Origin of the sequence: Shinella sp. BE166, from assembly GCF_051201095.1 — a bacterium.
Taxonomy (GTDB): Bacteria; Pseudomonadota; Alphaproteobacteria; order Rhizobiales; family Rhizobiaceae; genus Shinella; species Shinella lacus.
On the sequence record NZ_JBPEHL010000022.1, the window covers coordinates 15538 to 28645 of the forward strand.

A 13108-nucleotide genomic window follows, 5' to 3' on the forward strand; every position below is an offset into this window, starting at 1 on the left:
TCCCGTCATCGTCATGCGCCCGGCTCGTTCGGCGAAATCCACGTCGCGTGCTCCACGACCTTGCCCTTGAGCAGCCTGTCCATATCGAGCGCTCCGTGGGCAGGATCGGGCAGCAATTCGTTCAGATTGCCGTTCTCCATCGACAAGGCTTCCGCGCCCTCGCGCTGCATCGCCTTGGCGATAATCTGCTCGGCCAGCAGGCGCGGCACCACGGTAATGCCGTCATCATCGCCGACCACGATATCGCCGGGCGAAACGACGACCCCGCCGACCTGCACCGGAACGTTGATCGAGCCGGGCGTGTTCTTCTGCGGCGCGCGCGGCGACACGCCCCTGGAAAAGACGGGAAACCGGTCGCGGCGTAACAGGGCCACGTCGCGCACCGTTCCGCTAGCAACGACACCGACGCCACCGCGACCGCGCACCTGCAAGGCGCTGCGATGGCCGAAACAACCGCTGTCGGAATCGCCAGCGTCAATGACGAGCACATCGCCCGGCTGCATCATCTGTACCGCCTTGTGCGTCATGATGTTGTCGCCGGGGAAACAAAGCACCGTGAAGGCGGACCCCACCATGGTGATGTTCTCGAAGATCGGGCGGATATCGGCTTTCATCGCGCCATGGCGGCCCATCGCGTCGCTCAGGGTGGATGTCGGCACACCCTTGAACGCCTCGATCAACTCGGACGGCGCCCGCTGGAAATCGTGATAGATATGGCCGTACATGGCCTCTCCTCCTAAAAGTCCTTCATGTCGTTCGCTCAGGCGCGCTCCACCACGCGCGTTTCGCGAACACCATCGAGAAAGGTCCGCGCCGGACCGGCGACGAACGTCTTGACGTGAACGTTGATCCAGCGCAGCCCCAGGCGGCGGTAATGCTCGACCATGTGCAGATCGCCCTGGACATTCATCCCCGCCACGCGCCCGGCCCGTTCGATCATGCCGATGGCATCCTCGACCGCCTGCCGCACCTTGGGATGTTCAGGTTGCCCCTTCAGGCCCATCGACTGGGCGAGGTCCAGCGCGCCGATATAGAAGACGTCGACCGCCTCGGATGTCAGCATCTTCGGCAGATTGACCAGCGCAGCCTTCGACTCGATCATCGCCACGAAAAGCTTCTTGGTATGGTCGCCTTCCCATTGGGTGATGCCATGGGCGATCGCCGCAAGTTCGACGGGCGTGTCGACATGGGGCGCCTGGATGCCGTCCACGCCGCAGCTCAGATAGCGGTTGATCAACCCGATCTCGTTGGACCAGGGACGCACGATGGACGCCATTCCCGACGCGCGCGCCGCCCGGGCCAAATCCTCTACCTCTTTGAAATCGGTGCTCGCATGTTCGCAATCGATGAAAACCGCATCGAAGCCGAGACCGCCGACAAACTCGACGAGGCGCGGCGTCGGAAAGTCCGTGTTGCAGACCGCAACCGTCCCGCCACTCTTCAGCCGGTTTTTCAGGTCGTGGCTCATCGGCTTGCCTTGGCAGGGCTTGCGGTCGCCGCACTTTCGGTGACGAAGCGCGCAAATTCCGTGTGGTCGGCATTGGGGCCGTTCCACGCGCGCGCGTCCTCCCAGAGATGAAGGCAGGCATGACCGAGCGTGGCGGGAACCTCGCAGGCATCGGCCACGTCCATGGCGAGCTTCAGGTCCTTGACCATCAGCTCCAGCGCGAAGCCGGAATCATAGGCATTGTTGAGAACATACTGCTTGAACTTGTTTTCCGTGCTGTTGTTTCGCCCGGTCGAGGCATTCAGCACATCGATGAGAACCTCGCCGTCGACGCCGAAGCGTTGCGCGACGAGAAGCGCTTCGGCCGCCGCCGCCAGACCGGCGGCCGAAACGTAATTGTTGAGAACCTTGACCGCATGGCCCGAGCCGAGCGGCCCGATGTGGAAGCGCTTGCCCATCGTCGCGAGAAGCGGATCGAGGTGATCGGCCAGCGCCCGATCGCCACCGACCATGATCGACAACTTGGCGGCAATCGCGCCCTTCATGCCGCCGGAGACCGGAGCATCGAGCAGGGCAACGCCGAGCGCATGGAGATCCTCTCCAAGTGCGCGCGTGCCCACCGGTGCGGACGAACTCATGTCGACGATCGTCGTGCCCGCCCGCAAACCGCGCACCAGGCAATCGCTCCCGGCACCGTCGCCGAGCGCGACGTTGCGCACGATCCTGCCATCCGGCAGCATCAACACGACCACGTCCGACCGCTCGCCAAGCTCGGCGAGCGAATGGGCGCTGCCGCATCCGTGCTCCGCCGCGAAGGCATCCGCCTTCTCACGGTCCACGTCATAAACCGTGAGCTGCCAGCCGCCGGCAATCTGATTGGCCGCCATAGGCCGGCCCATGTTTCCGATGCCGACGAAACCAACCTTCGTCGTGCCCTTTGAAGCGGTCAACGTTTTCCTCCCTTTCACAAGCTTTTGCCGGCGGGCCAATGCCGGAATTACATGGCCGAGACCTTTGCTGCCCTGATGCTTTCCTTGCTGGCCTGCGCCGCGATGGCGGCGTTGCGCCCCGCGATGCGGCCGAAGACCGCGCCGCTCATGAGGCCCGTCGCGCCGGGATAGTTGAAGTAGAACAGGCCGCCGACCAGCTCGCCCGCCACATAGAGGCCGGGGATCACCTGCTCGCCGCCATCGATCGCCTGGGCGTCGGTGGAGATGCGCAGGCCGCCGAAGGTGAAGGTGATGCCGCAGGTCACGGCATAGGCTTCGAACGGGCCGGTCTCGATGGGGTTCGCCCAGTTGGACTTGGGAATATCCAGGCCGTCGGTGCGCCGCCCATCCTTCACGGTCGGATCGAACGGCACGTCGCGCGTGATCGACGCATTATAGTCGCGCACCGTCTTCAGGAAGGTTTCCCGATCGACATCCCCCATCTTGTCGACCAGTTCCTCCAGCGTATTGGCGACCACGCGGGTCACGCGGCGGGTCTTGTATTCCGGCCGCAGGAGATGAACGACGGTGGAATCGAAGATCTGCCAGGCAAACTGCCCGGGCTGTTCGAGAATAACCTTGCCGTATTTGGCATAGGTGTAGTTGCGGATGTCCGCGCCCTCGTCGAGGAAGCGCTTGCCGGTGGCGTTCACCATGATCGACCAGGGATAGCTGTCGCGCTCATAGTCTCCTGTGACGGAGAGGTCGCCGAAATCCTCGGCATAACGCTCCCAGCCGACGGCATGGCAGCCGGACCAGTTGCCCTTGGGCTGCGCGCCGACCTTCAGCGCCATGTCGAGCCCGTCGCCGGTGTTGAACTTGCTGCCGCGCACCTTGGCGAGATCCCAGCCCGGGCCGAGATATTTGGTGCGCCATTCGCTGTTCGCCTCGAAGCCGCCGCAGGCCAGAACCACCGACTTCGCCCGTACCTGCTGCGTCACGCCGTCGAGCTTGACGACGACGCCCTCGACGCCGGCATCCGAGCTGATGAGTTCGCGGACCCACGCATTGTAGCGCACGTCGATGCCCGCCTTCTTCACCGCCGCATAGAGCGAGTCGACGAGCCCCTGCCCGCCGCCCCAGGCCGCAAGCGTCGCGCCGCCCCAGAACTTGAACTTTCCATCGACCTTGAAGGACTGGCGGCCGAACTGCGGATAGAATTTCACCCCCTGCTTCGCCATCCAGTGCATGGTGGCGTTGCTCTGGCGCACGAGGATTTCGCAAAGATCGGGATCGGTGCGATTGTGCGTGATGCGCGCCATGTCGTCGAAGAACATGTCTTCGGTGTAGCTGCCGAAATCGCTGTCCATCTCCTCGGGCGTCAGGTCCGGTGACAAGGCCCGGATGTCATCCGAACCCGTATAGGCAAAGCGCATCAGGCCTTCGGTATAGGAACTGTTGCCGCCGCGCTCGCCTTCGGGAGCACGTTCCAGAACGAGCACGCTGGCGCCAGTCTCCCGCGCCGACAAAGCCGCGCACAGCGCCGCGTTGCCCCCTCCCACAACCAAAACGTCATACTCAATCTCACTCATCGGCCGCTCCATGACTCCATCCTCGCGAACTTTCGTGCTGGGTCATTCCTAGCAAAGACGCTGCCGGAATTATCAGACTATCTGGTGCTTCTAGTATTCCGGAGGAGCATAGTGAGAGGAGGAGCGGCCAGGATGGCCGGGACAAACGAAGCTTGACGGAGGGCGGCTTTCTTGCCGGAGCGCGTGGGACGGCGCACCGAACATCACGCGCCGCAGCGTGCCTTCAATGCTGGAGGCCGAGGACAGCGCCGCTCACGGCCCTGATCCTCTTTGCCACGGTGTGCTGCCGATGCGGCTTCTCCACATCACCGGCCGTCGCGCGTTGAAAATCGAAAAAACTTCGTCGCACGATCATCCCTACCCCAGCCAGACGGTTCGATCCCAGACCGGAACCGTCCCGGCGATTTCCACGATGATCGTGCGGATGCGCAGAACCACGCTGGGCGGAATGCGCCCCTGAATGATGATGGCCTGCGGCTCGAACTTGATTTCGGGCCGGTATTGAGCGCAGAGCTCGTCATATGCGACCGCGGCGTTTATCGAGGCGCGCAAGCCGTAGGCCTGCGCGCCGAACCCGCCGCCGAGAGATGCCTGAAACATCTCACCCTCCCTTGTTTTCGATATTTATGGGAAACAAAGATACGGTCCCGATGTTCCGCAAAGGCAGGACTTCGGCCTATTATATTTTAAGGGTCCGCGTTGAGCCCGTTTTGCAAGGCTTGCGAAGCCGTGCCTGCTGAAAGCCGCAAGGCAAAGTCCGGCTTCGCCTAAGCCGGTCTCCTTGAGGAACATTTTCCCCGCCCCGTCCGTGCAACGCACCATAATACCTTTATTCTATAGATTTAGTAGATAATATCGGCGTCGATCAATTGCCGATACTCACGGCGTCATCCCTGGGTTCGCAAGCTCGATAACCTGCTTCAAGCGCCGATAGGAGACAGACATTATGGCATTTCCGTACACCGTCGCGACAAACGTTCCCACCGCATCACTCGAACTCGACGCCGATGTTCTCGTGATCGGCGGCGGCCCGGCAGGGACGTGGGCTGCCATCGCGGCCGCGTCGAAAGGCGCCCGGGTCGTTCTCGTCGACAAGGGGTTCTGTGGTTCCTCCGGCGCCACCGCCCCGTCGGGCACGGGTGTCTGGTATGTGCCGCCGGATCCCGCCCGCCGCGCGAAAGCGATGAACAGCCGCTGGGACCTCGGTGGCCGCCTGGCGGACCCGGCCTGGATGCGTCGCGTGCTGGACCGGACCTACGACAACGTCAACCAGCTCGCGCAATGGGGTTATCCTTTCAGCGACGACGGCGAAGGCAGGTCGATCAGGACCAGTCTCGATGGTCCGGACTACATGCGGCTGATGCGAAAACGCACGAAATCCGCAGGCGTCAAGATTCTCGACCATAGCCCGGCGCTTGAATTGCTGCGCGACGAAAGCGGCGCCGTGGCAGGTGCGGCGGGTATCCGTCGGCAAAGGGGCGACAGCTGGCTGGTCCGGGCCGGCGCCGTGGTCATCGCGACCGGCGGCTGCGCCTTCCTCAGCAAGGCGCTCGGGTGCAACGTCCTGACCGGTGACGGACTGCTGCTGGCAGCCGAGCTCGGCGCCGAGCTTTCGGGGATGGAATTCTCGACTGCCTATGCGATGGCGCTCGAAGGCGGCTCGGTCACCAAGACGCGCTTCTACGATTGGGCGACCTTTACCTTCGAGGACGGCTCGCCAATTCCCGGCGCTGCCTCGAAGGGCGGCCGGTCCGTGATCGCGCGCGTGCTCCAGTCGCAGCGCGTCTTTGCGCAGCTCGACAAGGCCGATGCGGAGACCGAGCAGGCGATGCGCTACGCCCAGCCGAACTTCTTCCTGCCGCTCGACCGGGTGGGCATCGATCCCTTCAAACAACGCTTCCCTGTCACCTTGCTGCTGGAAGGCACGGTCCGCGGCACCGGTGGCCTGAGGATCGTCGACCATAGCTGTGCCACGACCGTTGCCGGTCTTTACGCAGCAGGCGATGCGGCGACGCGCGAGCTCGTTTGCGGCGCCTTCACGGGCGGCGGCAGCCACAATGCCGCTTGGGCGATGTCCTCCGGCTTCTGGGCCGGCAGTGCTGCGGGAGATCATGGCCGCCACCTGCACGGCCGCGCCCGCAAATTCGTACGGGCCGGCGGCGTCGGCATCGTCGACGGGTCGAGCAGGGCGATCGATGCGGCTGCCTTGACGCGCACGGTGCAGGACGAGGTCTGGCCCTACGACCGCAACTATCTCCGCTCCGGCGAACGGCTGACGGATTCGCTCGGCCGGCTCGACGGCCTGTGGTCCGGCATCCGCACGGCGCAGTCCGCCACGATCGACGAGGCGCAGCGAACCCGTGAAGGGGTCGCGATGCTGGCCACCGCACGCTGGATGTATCGCAGCGCCCTGTCGCGAACGGAAAGCCGCGGCATGCACAAGCGCGAGGATTTCCCCCAGAAGGACGACAGCCAGCTTCACTACACGACCACCGGCGGTCTCGACGAAGTCTGGATCGGGCATGAGCGCGCGCCCTCGCCGGAGCTGGAGGTTCTCGCGGCATGATCGAGGTCATCAGTGAGGATCGTTGCACCGGCTGCAACATTTGCGTCAACGTCTGTCCGACCAATGTCTTCGATCCGGTCCCCGGCGGCATTCCGACGATCACCCGCCAGGACGATTGCCAGACCTGCTTCATGTGCGAGGTCTATTGCCCCGAAGATGCGCTCTACGTGGCACCGCTGACGACGGCTCTCACCGGCGTCACCTCCGCGGAGCTGGAGGCGAAGGACATCTTCGGCAGCTATCGCAAGTCGATCGGCTGGATCAGGGGCGGCCGGCCCCGGCCGACGCCGGAGATCATGAAACGTCTCGATCATCATTGACGACCGAGCCGGCCGCCGGTCGCGGCGGCTCGGCCCCGTAAAAGTTTGAACAGGATTTTGGCAATGCAACCGACACGCAGGACTTTTCTGGGATTGGCTGCGGCAACGGCCGTGTTTCCCGCCACATTCTCCATCACCCGCGCGCAATCCAAGCCGGATGTCATCCGGCTCGCGGGTCCGGGCAATGCGGCCGGCCGGCCCTATGGCAACGGCTCGATCGGCGTGCTGCGCGGGCTTGAGCTGCTTGAGAAGGAATTCGAGCCCGACGGCATTCGCATCGAATGGCAGTTCCCGCGTGGCACCGGCCCAGCGATCAACGAGGCCTTCGCCAACCGCCAGCTCGAATTCGCGAGCTACGGCGGCCTGCCGAACGTCGTCGGCCGCGGCGCGGGCGTGCGCACCACGGTGCTCGCCGCCTCCGGCATTTCGCCGACCTATGTCGGCGTGCGCCCCGCGGCTGGAATCAAGACGCTTGCCGATCTCAAGGGCAAGAAGGTCGCCTTCCAGCGCGGCACGATCTTCGAACTCTCGCTCTCGCTCATCCTGGCCGGCGTTGGCCTCAAGAACGAGGACGTCCAGATCTTCGACCTCCAGGGCGCCGACCAGACCGCGGCGATCCAGTCGGGCGACGTGGACGCGCTGCTTGGCCAGGGCAACCAGGTTCTGGCGCTGGTGAAGAGCGGGCTGGTCGAGGTTCTCTACAGCACCAAGGGCAGCCCTGCCCCGGGCTCCACCTTCGGCTCCTTCACCGTGCTTGACAGCTTTGCCGAGGCCAATCCCGAGATCGTCGCGCGGGTCCTGCGTGGCTACGTGCAGGCCTCGCATTTCGCGAGCCTCGATGAGAACCGGGACAAGCTCTACGACATCTTCGCCCTCACCGGCTCCCCGCGCGAGAGCTATGTCGCCGACTATGCGGGCGATGATCTGCGCGACCGCAACAGCCCGCTGCTCGACGATTTCTACCGCGCGAACATCAAGGCCGGGCTCGACTTCACGCTGGAGCAGAAGCTGGTGCGCAAGCCGTTCGACGTCGACGAATGGATCAAGGACAGCCTGCTGACCAAGACGCTTGCCGATCTCGGCTATGAGGCCTTCTGGACCCCGCGCGCGGCCGACGGCAAGGCCGTCCAGTTCTGACGAACCCGTTCATCCCGCGCCCCGGACTTGACGCCTCGGCCGGCTGTGCCGGTGGAAGAAAGGAGAAAGAATGTCCGATGTGACTTTCAAAACCGCAGGATCGATCGCCGCAGCACCTTTCAACAGGGCGGCCGGCAAAGCTTCCTCGCATCCTGCCGCAGCCTTCCGGCTGCCGCGATGGGCCAAGCTGTTTCTGCTGGGGATCGTGCCGCCGATCGCACTTCTGGCGCTCTGGTCCTATGCCGTCCATCAGGAATGGCTGGCCGAACAGATCCTTCCCGATCCTCGGCTGGTCTACGAAACCACGCTCGACCTTCTGGTGACGGGGCAACTCCCGGCCGAGTTGCTCGTCAGCCTGGGGCGCGTCGCAGCCGGCCTGGCGCTCGGTGGCGGGCTCGGCCTACTCTTCGGGTTCGGCTTCGGGCTTTTCCGCACGCTGGACATCTATGTGGCCCCGACGGTGCGGGCCATCTGCCTGGTGCCGTCGCTCGGCTGGCTTCCCTTCTTCATGCTGGTTTTCGGCATCGGTGAAGGGCTGAAGATCGTTCTCATCGCCAAGACATGCTTCCTGCCCTTGATGGTGGGCGCCTATGAGGGCATCCGCAACCGCCCGCGCAAATACGATGACGTCTCCCGCGCGCTGGAATTCTCCTGGTTTGCCCGCGTCCGGCTGGTGGTGTGGCCCTCCATCCTGCCGTCGATCCTCACCGGTGTGCGCCAGGCGATGAGCCGCGGCTGGAAGGTGCTGATCCTTATCGAGATGATCTCTTCGGCCGCAGGCCTCGGTTATCTGATGATGTGGGGGCGCAAGGCCTTCCAGCTCGACGTGGTCTTTGCCACCATGATCGTCATCGGTCTCGTCGGCTGGGCGCTCGATCATGCCCTGACACGCTTCCAGCATCGCACGACGCTCTGGTCGTTCAAGACAGCGGTCTAGGAGCACGGCGATGACGACGTCCACCTCCCCCATCTCGCGCCCGGGACTGATCTGGCGGGCGCTCGTGTTGCCGGCGGCCCTGATTGTCCTCTGGGCTTTGCTCGATGCCTTCGGTGCGCTGAACAGTGATATTCTCGTCTCGCCCGGCAAGGTCCTCGTCACGGCTTACGAAGGTTTTGCCGACGGCTCCCTTCCGGGCGCCGCGCTTGCGACGCTGCTCCGCGCGCTCACCGGCTGGGTGATCGGCGCTACGCTGGGGCTGGCTGCCGGCGTGCTGCTCGGATTGTCCGGCGTCGCGCGCGGCCTTTTCGACCCGTCGATTTCCAGCCTACGGCAGATCGCCCTCTTTGCCTGGATCCCGCTGCTCAGCGCCTGGCTCGGCAACGGCGAGGCGATGAAGATCACGCTGATCGCCCTCGGCGCGTTTTTCCCGATGGCGCTCGGCGCGCAGGCGGGCTGCCAGAACGTGCCGGCGCCCTACCGTGAAGTGGGCCGCGTGGTGGAACTCGACCGCCGCGCGATGTTGACCAAGATCATCTTCCCCACCGCCGTGCCCTCCATTCTTGCCGGAACGGAACTCTCGCTCAACATCGCATGGCTCGGCACGTTCGGCGCCGAATATCTGATCGGCACCGGCTATATTAACGGCATGGGAGACGGACTTGGCGCCTATCTCGCTGCCGCGCGCGAATATGCGCGCATGGACCAGGTCCTGATCGGGGTACTTTTCCTTGCCCTCATAGGGATCACGCTCGACCGGTTCGTCCTCGGCCTCTCAAGGAGACTCGTACCATGGCGGATGCCCTGACTCTTTCGCGACCCAAGGCGGCACAGGCCGGCTCGGTCAGTATCCTGGATGTTTCGAAGACGTTCCATGTCGACGACCGCACCGTGCATGCGCTGGACAATGTGTCGCTTTCCATCGAACCCGGCGAGTTCATCAGCATCGTCGGCCCCAGCGGCTGCGGCAAGTCCACGCTCCTGCGCTTCCTGGCCGGTCTCGACCTGCCGGACAGCGGCCGGATATTGGTCGACGGCGAAAAGATCGACCGGCCGAGCCTCAAACGCGGCATCGTTTTCCAGGATCATCGCCTGCTGCCCTGGTTCGACGTGGAGACGAACATCGCCGTCAGCCTTCACAGCGTCGCAGGCCCTGAGGCGGAAAAGCGGAAGCGCGTGCAGTATCTGATCGATCTCGTCGGCCTCACCGGCTTCGAAAAAGCGCTGCCGCATGAACTGTCAGGCGGCATGTCGCAGCGCGCGGCGATCGCCCGCGGGCTGGCGCCGCGGCCGCCGCTGATGCTGCTGGACGAACCGCTGGGCGCACTCGATTCCCTGACGCGCAGCCATCTGCAAGACGAGCTTCTCGCCATATGGGAGCGCGAAAAGAGCACTGTCGTCATGGTGACGCATGACGTGGAAGAGGCGATCTACCTGTCCGATCGCGTGGTGGTGATGGAACCCCGTCCCGGGCGCATCGCCAGCATCTTCGACATCACCAGCGAGCGGCCACGCTATCGCGACGATCCCGATTTTGTCGCCGTCCGGCGCGAGATCACGAACCTCCTCGCGAAACGCTAGGCGAGATTGCCCTAAGGAAGCTCGCGCGGATAAGGCTCGATATCGGCCCCCCAATAGTGTTTCGCGATGTTCTGGCTGTTTCGGATGACGTCGATAGCGATGCGAGGATCGCCGCCTTCAAGAGTATCCGGATTTGCGCCGCACATCACACAGTACATGTGTTGGTGCAGGACGGCGGCGAAATACTCATAGGGCGGCGCGTGTTCCGGAGATCCGACGCGCTGCATCTCTTCGGCGGCCTGTTTGGTGGCAGCCTCCAGGGCTTTGAGAACCATATCGGTCATGGACTGCTTGGCGCGTTCGATGATATCGACGACTTGCCGTTCGGCAGGCGTCAGGACGGGGCAACTCTTCGTCATGCGGCGTCTCTCCTTAAATTCTCACGGTGCGCCTCTCCAGCGACCACTTGAGGTCCCTGGAGAGGTCAGCATTGCTCTTCGGCCGAATTCTGTCGAAACCGGTTACGTGCGCGTCTCTATTTCAAGTCCTGTCCATCGGGCCGCGAAGGCCCACATGTCGGCAAATTCCTCGATCATCTTGTCGGTCGGTTTTCCGGCGCCGTGGCCGGCGCGGGTATCGACGCGCAACAGGCGCGGGCGAGCGCCGAGATCGGCGGCCTGCAGGGCAGCAACATATTTGAAGCTATGACCCGGGATGACGCGGTCGTCGGTATCTGCCGTCGTCACGAGGATCGCCGGATATGCTCCGGTCGACTGGATAGTGTGATAGGGCGAGTAGGACAGGAGGTTGCGGAAATCGCGCTCTTTCGCCGGGTCTCCGAAGTCCTGCATCCACAATTGCCCGCCGGTGAAGCGATGGAAGCGCAGCATGTCCATGACACCGACGCCGGGAAGGGCCACCGCGAAGAGGTCCGGCCGCTGGTTGACCACAGCGCCGACCAGAAGACCGCCGTTCGACTCGCCCTGGATGGCGAGACCGTCAGGCGACGTTATGCCTTCAGCCTTCAGATATTCGCCGGCCGCGATGAAATCGTCGAAGACGTTCTGCTTGTTCTCGCGACGCCCCGCATCGTGCCAGGACTTGCCGTACTCTCCACCGCCCCGGATGCTCGCGACGGCGAAAACGCCGCCTTGCTCCACCCAGGCCAACGAGGCGGGCGAGTAGAAGGGGATCATGCTGATCGCAAAACCCCCGTAGCCATACAGCAAGGTCGGGGCCGGACCGGTGACGTCTTTGCGCCGGACGATGAACACGGGCACCTTCGTGCCGTCCTTCGAGGCATAGAAGCGCTGCTCGACGACGATGCGATCGAGGTCGATTGCCACTTTCGGCTCCGCCCAGGCAGACTTTGTATTCGTGGCCACGTCGTAGCGGTAGATCGTGGTGGGCGCATTGTGGCTGGTGAAGACGAAGAAGGCTTCGTCATCCGCCGCGCGTCCATGAAACCCTCCGGCGCTGCCAATGCCGGGAAGGTCGATGACGCCATCCGGCGTTCCGTCGAGCTTGAAACGCTCGATCTTCGTCTTGGCATCGACGAAATAGCAGACGATAAGCCGACCGCCGAGCAGGGATGCGCTGCTGAGGACCGCGTCGTTCTCCGCGACAATGTCGGTAAATTGGGGCTGTGTGTCACCGAGGTCCAGCGCCACGATCTTCCCGCGCTCCGCGCCCTTCTGCGTGGTGAGAAAGAGCTTCGTCCCGACATTTCCGACAACGGACCAGTAGTGCTCGAAATCCTCCACGATGGCATGGGGCTTCCAATCCTTGTCCGCCAGGTCCAACACCGTCAGCGCACTGCCGCCGGAACCGGGCGAGGAATAAATGATGACATAGCGGCCATCCTCGGTGACACCGGCAAAATGAAGGAGATGCGGCTGCTCGGGCGTGGCATAGACGAGCTGGTCCTGGGATTGGGGCGTTCCGAGCGCATGGAAATAGACCGCATGCCTCGCGACGGTCGCCTCGAAGACCCTTCCCTTTTCCGGTTCGGGAAAGCGGGAATAGAAGAAGCCCGTTCCGTCCGTCGCCCAGGAAATCGACGTAAACCGAACCCACGCGACCTCGTCCTCCAGCACCGCGCCGGTTTCGACGTCCAGGACGCGGATGGTTCGCCAGTCCGTTCCGCCCTCCTGCGCCGCGAAGGCGACACGCGCGCCGTCCTCCGACGCCGACCACTCCGCCAGCGCGTTTGCGCCATCCTCCGACCAGCTATTGGGATCGATCAGCACACGGTCCTGCCCGTCCAAGCCTTCGCGCACGACGAGGGTCTCCTGGTTGGCGAGGCCGGAATTGCGGGTAAAGAAATAGCGGTTGCCTTTCTTGTCCGGAGCGGTGAGACGTTCGAAATCGAACAGTTCGGTCAGCCGCGCACGAAAAACCTCCCGTCCAGGCAGGTCCGCAACATGCGACCGGGTGATGCGGTTCTGTGCATCGATCCAGGCGGCGACGTCCGGATCGCGGCGGACGTCGTTCTCCAGCCAGCGGTAGGGATCGGCTATTGTCGTGCCGAAGTGATTGTCGACGACATCGACACGTTTGGTTTCGGGGTAGGTCAAAAGCGTATCCTCTTTAACAAATTCAGAGCTGGTCGATGGAGGCCCACGGAAGTGTGGGCGGTCTTGCACCTGTTTCATCCAGG

General features: G+C 63.6%; 13 protein-coding genes. 6 read left to right on the top strand and 7 right to left on the bottom strand.

All coding sequences use genetic code 11. The features are described 5' to 3' along the window. Positions 1-11: 11 nt before the first annotated feature. From J2Y63_RS31475 to J2Y63_RS31495, 5 genes are all read right to left on the bottom strand, one after another. On the bottom strand, positions 12-725 hold the full coding sequence (locus tag J2Y63_RS31475; RefSeq protein WP_435269238.1) for a 4-carboxy-4-hydroxy-2-oxoadipate aldolase/oxaloacetate decarboxylase: 714 nt from the start codon (positions 723-725) through the stop codon (positions 12-14). 35 nt (positions 726-760) lie between these two features. After that, a complete protein-coding gene (locus J2Y63_RS31480) occupies positions 761-1468 on the bottom strand; it encodes an HpcH/HpaI aldolase family protein (protein WP_435269239.1) in 708 nt (235 codons plus the stop codon). Next, positions 1465-2397, bottom strand: a complete 933-nt coding sequence (locus J2Y63_RS31485; protein WP_435269240.1) for an NAD(P)-dependent oxidoreductase — start codon at positions 2395-2397, stop codon at positions 1465-1467. Before J2Y63_RS31485 ends, J2Y63_RS31480 begins: the two co-directional genes overlap by 4 nt. Before the next feature lie 47 nt (positions 2398-2444). Beyond that, positions 2445-3968, bottom strand: a complete 1524-nt coding sequence (tcuA, locus tag J2Y63_RS31490; protein WP_435269241.1) for an FAD-dependent tricarballylate dehydrogenase TcuA — start codon at positions 3966-3968, stop codon at positions 2445-2447. A 357-nt stretch (positions 3969-4325) separates the two neighbouring features. Beyond that, complete coding sequence (locus tag J2Y63_RS31495) at positions 4326-4568, bottom strand: hypothetical protein (RefSeq protein ID WP_435269242.1); 243 nt, start codon at positions 4566-4568, stop codon at positions 4326-4328. Positions 4569-4914: 346 nt separating this feature from the next. Here J2Y63_RS31495 and J2Y63_RS31500 point away from each other — a divergent pair, with 346 nt between their 5' ends. From J2Y63_RS31500 to J2Y63_RS31525, 6 genes are all read left to right on the top strand, one after another. Continuing rightward, positions 4915-6534: an FAD-dependent oxidoreductase gene (locus J2Y63_RS31500; RefSeq protein ID WP_435269243.1), complete on the top strand. Its 1620-nt coding sequence runs from the start codon at positions 4915-4917 to the stop codon at positions 6532-6534. After that, complete coding sequence (locus tag J2Y63_RS31505) at positions 6531-6854, top strand: 4Fe-4S binding protein (protein ID WP_435269244.1); 324 nt, start codon at positions 6531-6533, stop codon at positions 6852-6854. The genes J2Y63_RS31500 and J2Y63_RS31505 overlap by 4 nt, the downstream gene beginning before the upstream one ends. Positions 6855-6917: 63 nt before the next feature. Then, a complete protein-coding gene (locus J2Y63_RS31510) occupies positions 6918-7991 on the top strand; it encodes an ABC transporter substrate-binding protein (RefSeq protein WP_435269245.1) in 1074 nt (357 codons plus the stop codon). Between the two features lie 70 nt (positions 7992-8061). Then, positions 8062-8928: an ABC transporter permease gene (locus tag J2Y63_RS31515; protein ID WP_435269246.1), complete on the top strand. Its 867-nt coding sequence runs from the start codon at positions 8062-8064 to the stop codon at positions 8926-8928. 10 nt (positions 8929-8938) lie between these two features. Next, positions 8939-9736 carry an ABC transporter permease gene (locus tag J2Y63_RS31520; protein ID WP_435269247.1) on the top strand — a complete coding sequence of 266 codons (798 nt, stop codon included), beginning with the start codon at positions 8939-8941 and terminating at the stop codon, positions 9734-9736. Next, positions 9721-10509, top strand: coding sequence for an ABC transporter ATP-binding protein (locus J2Y63_RS31525; protein WP_435269248.1), 789 nt, complete (start codon positions 9721-9723; stop codon positions 10507-10509). Before J2Y63_RS31520 ends, J2Y63_RS31525 begins: the two co-directional genes overlap by 16 nt. 11 nt (positions 10510-10520) lie before the next feature. On the opposite strand, the gene J2Y63_RS31530 is transcribed toward J2Y63_RS31525, so the two are convergent. Next, on the bottom strand, positions 10521-10868 hold the full coding sequence (locus J2Y63_RS31530; RefSeq protein ID WP_435269249.1) for a hypothetical protein: 348 nt from the start codon (positions 10866-10868) through the stop codon (positions 10521-10523). Positions 10869-10970: 102 nt separating this feature from the next. Next, on the bottom strand, positions 10971-13025 hold the full coding sequence (locus J2Y63_RS31535; protein ID WP_435269250.1) for a prolyl oligopeptidase family serine peptidase: 2055 nt from the start codon (positions 13023-13025) through the stop codon (positions 10971-10973). Between the last annotated feature and the right edge of the window lie 83 nt (positions 13026-13108).

Bases quoted from the DNA above. Each gene is read 5' to 3' on its own strand.
- J2Y63_RS31475 (WP_435269238.1), bottom strand. From the start codon at position 725: ATGTACGGCCATATCTATCACGATTTCCAGCGGGCGCCGTCCGAGTTG.
- J2Y63_RS31480 (WP_435269239.1), bottom strand. From the start codon at position 1,468: ATGAGCCACGACCTGAAAAACCGGCTGAAGAGTGGCGGGACGGTTGCG.
- tcuA (WP_435269241.1), bottom strand. From the start codon at position 3,968: ATGAGTGAGATTGAGTATGACGTTTTGGTTGTGGGAGGGGGCAACGCG.
- J2Y63_RS31495 (WP_435269242.1), bottom strand. From the start codon at position 4,568: ATGTTTCAGGCATCTCTCGGCGGCGGGTTCGGCGCGCAGGCCTACGGC.
- J2Y63_RS31500 (WP_435269243.1), top strand. From the start codon at position 4,915: ATGGCATTTCCGTACACCGTCGCGACAAACGTTCCCACCGCATCACTC.
- J2Y63_RS31505 (WP_435269244.1), top strand. From the start codon at position 6,531: ATGATCGAGGTCATCAGTGAGGATCGTTGCACCGGCTGCAACATTTGC.
- J2Y63_RS31510 (WP_435269245.1), top strand. From the start codon at position 6,918: ATGCAACCGACACGCAGGACTTTTCTGGGATTGGCTGCGGCAACGGCC.
- J2Y63_RS31515 (WP_435269246.1), top strand. From the start codon at position 8,062: ATGTCCGATGTGACTTTCAAAACCGCAGGATCGATCGCCGCAGCACCT.
- J2Y63_RS31520 (WP_435269247.1), top strand. From the start codon at position 8,939: ATGACGACGTCCACCTCCCCCATCTCGCGCCCGGGACTGATCTGGCGG.
- J2Y63_RS31525 (WP_435269248.1), top strand. From the start codon at position 9,721: ATGGCGGATGCCCTGACTCTTTCGCGACCCAAGGCGGCACAGGCCGGC.
- J2Y63_RS31530 (WP_435269249.1), bottom strand. From the start codon at position 10,868: ATGACGAAGAGTTGCCCCGTCCTGACGCCTGCCGAACGGCAAGTCGTC.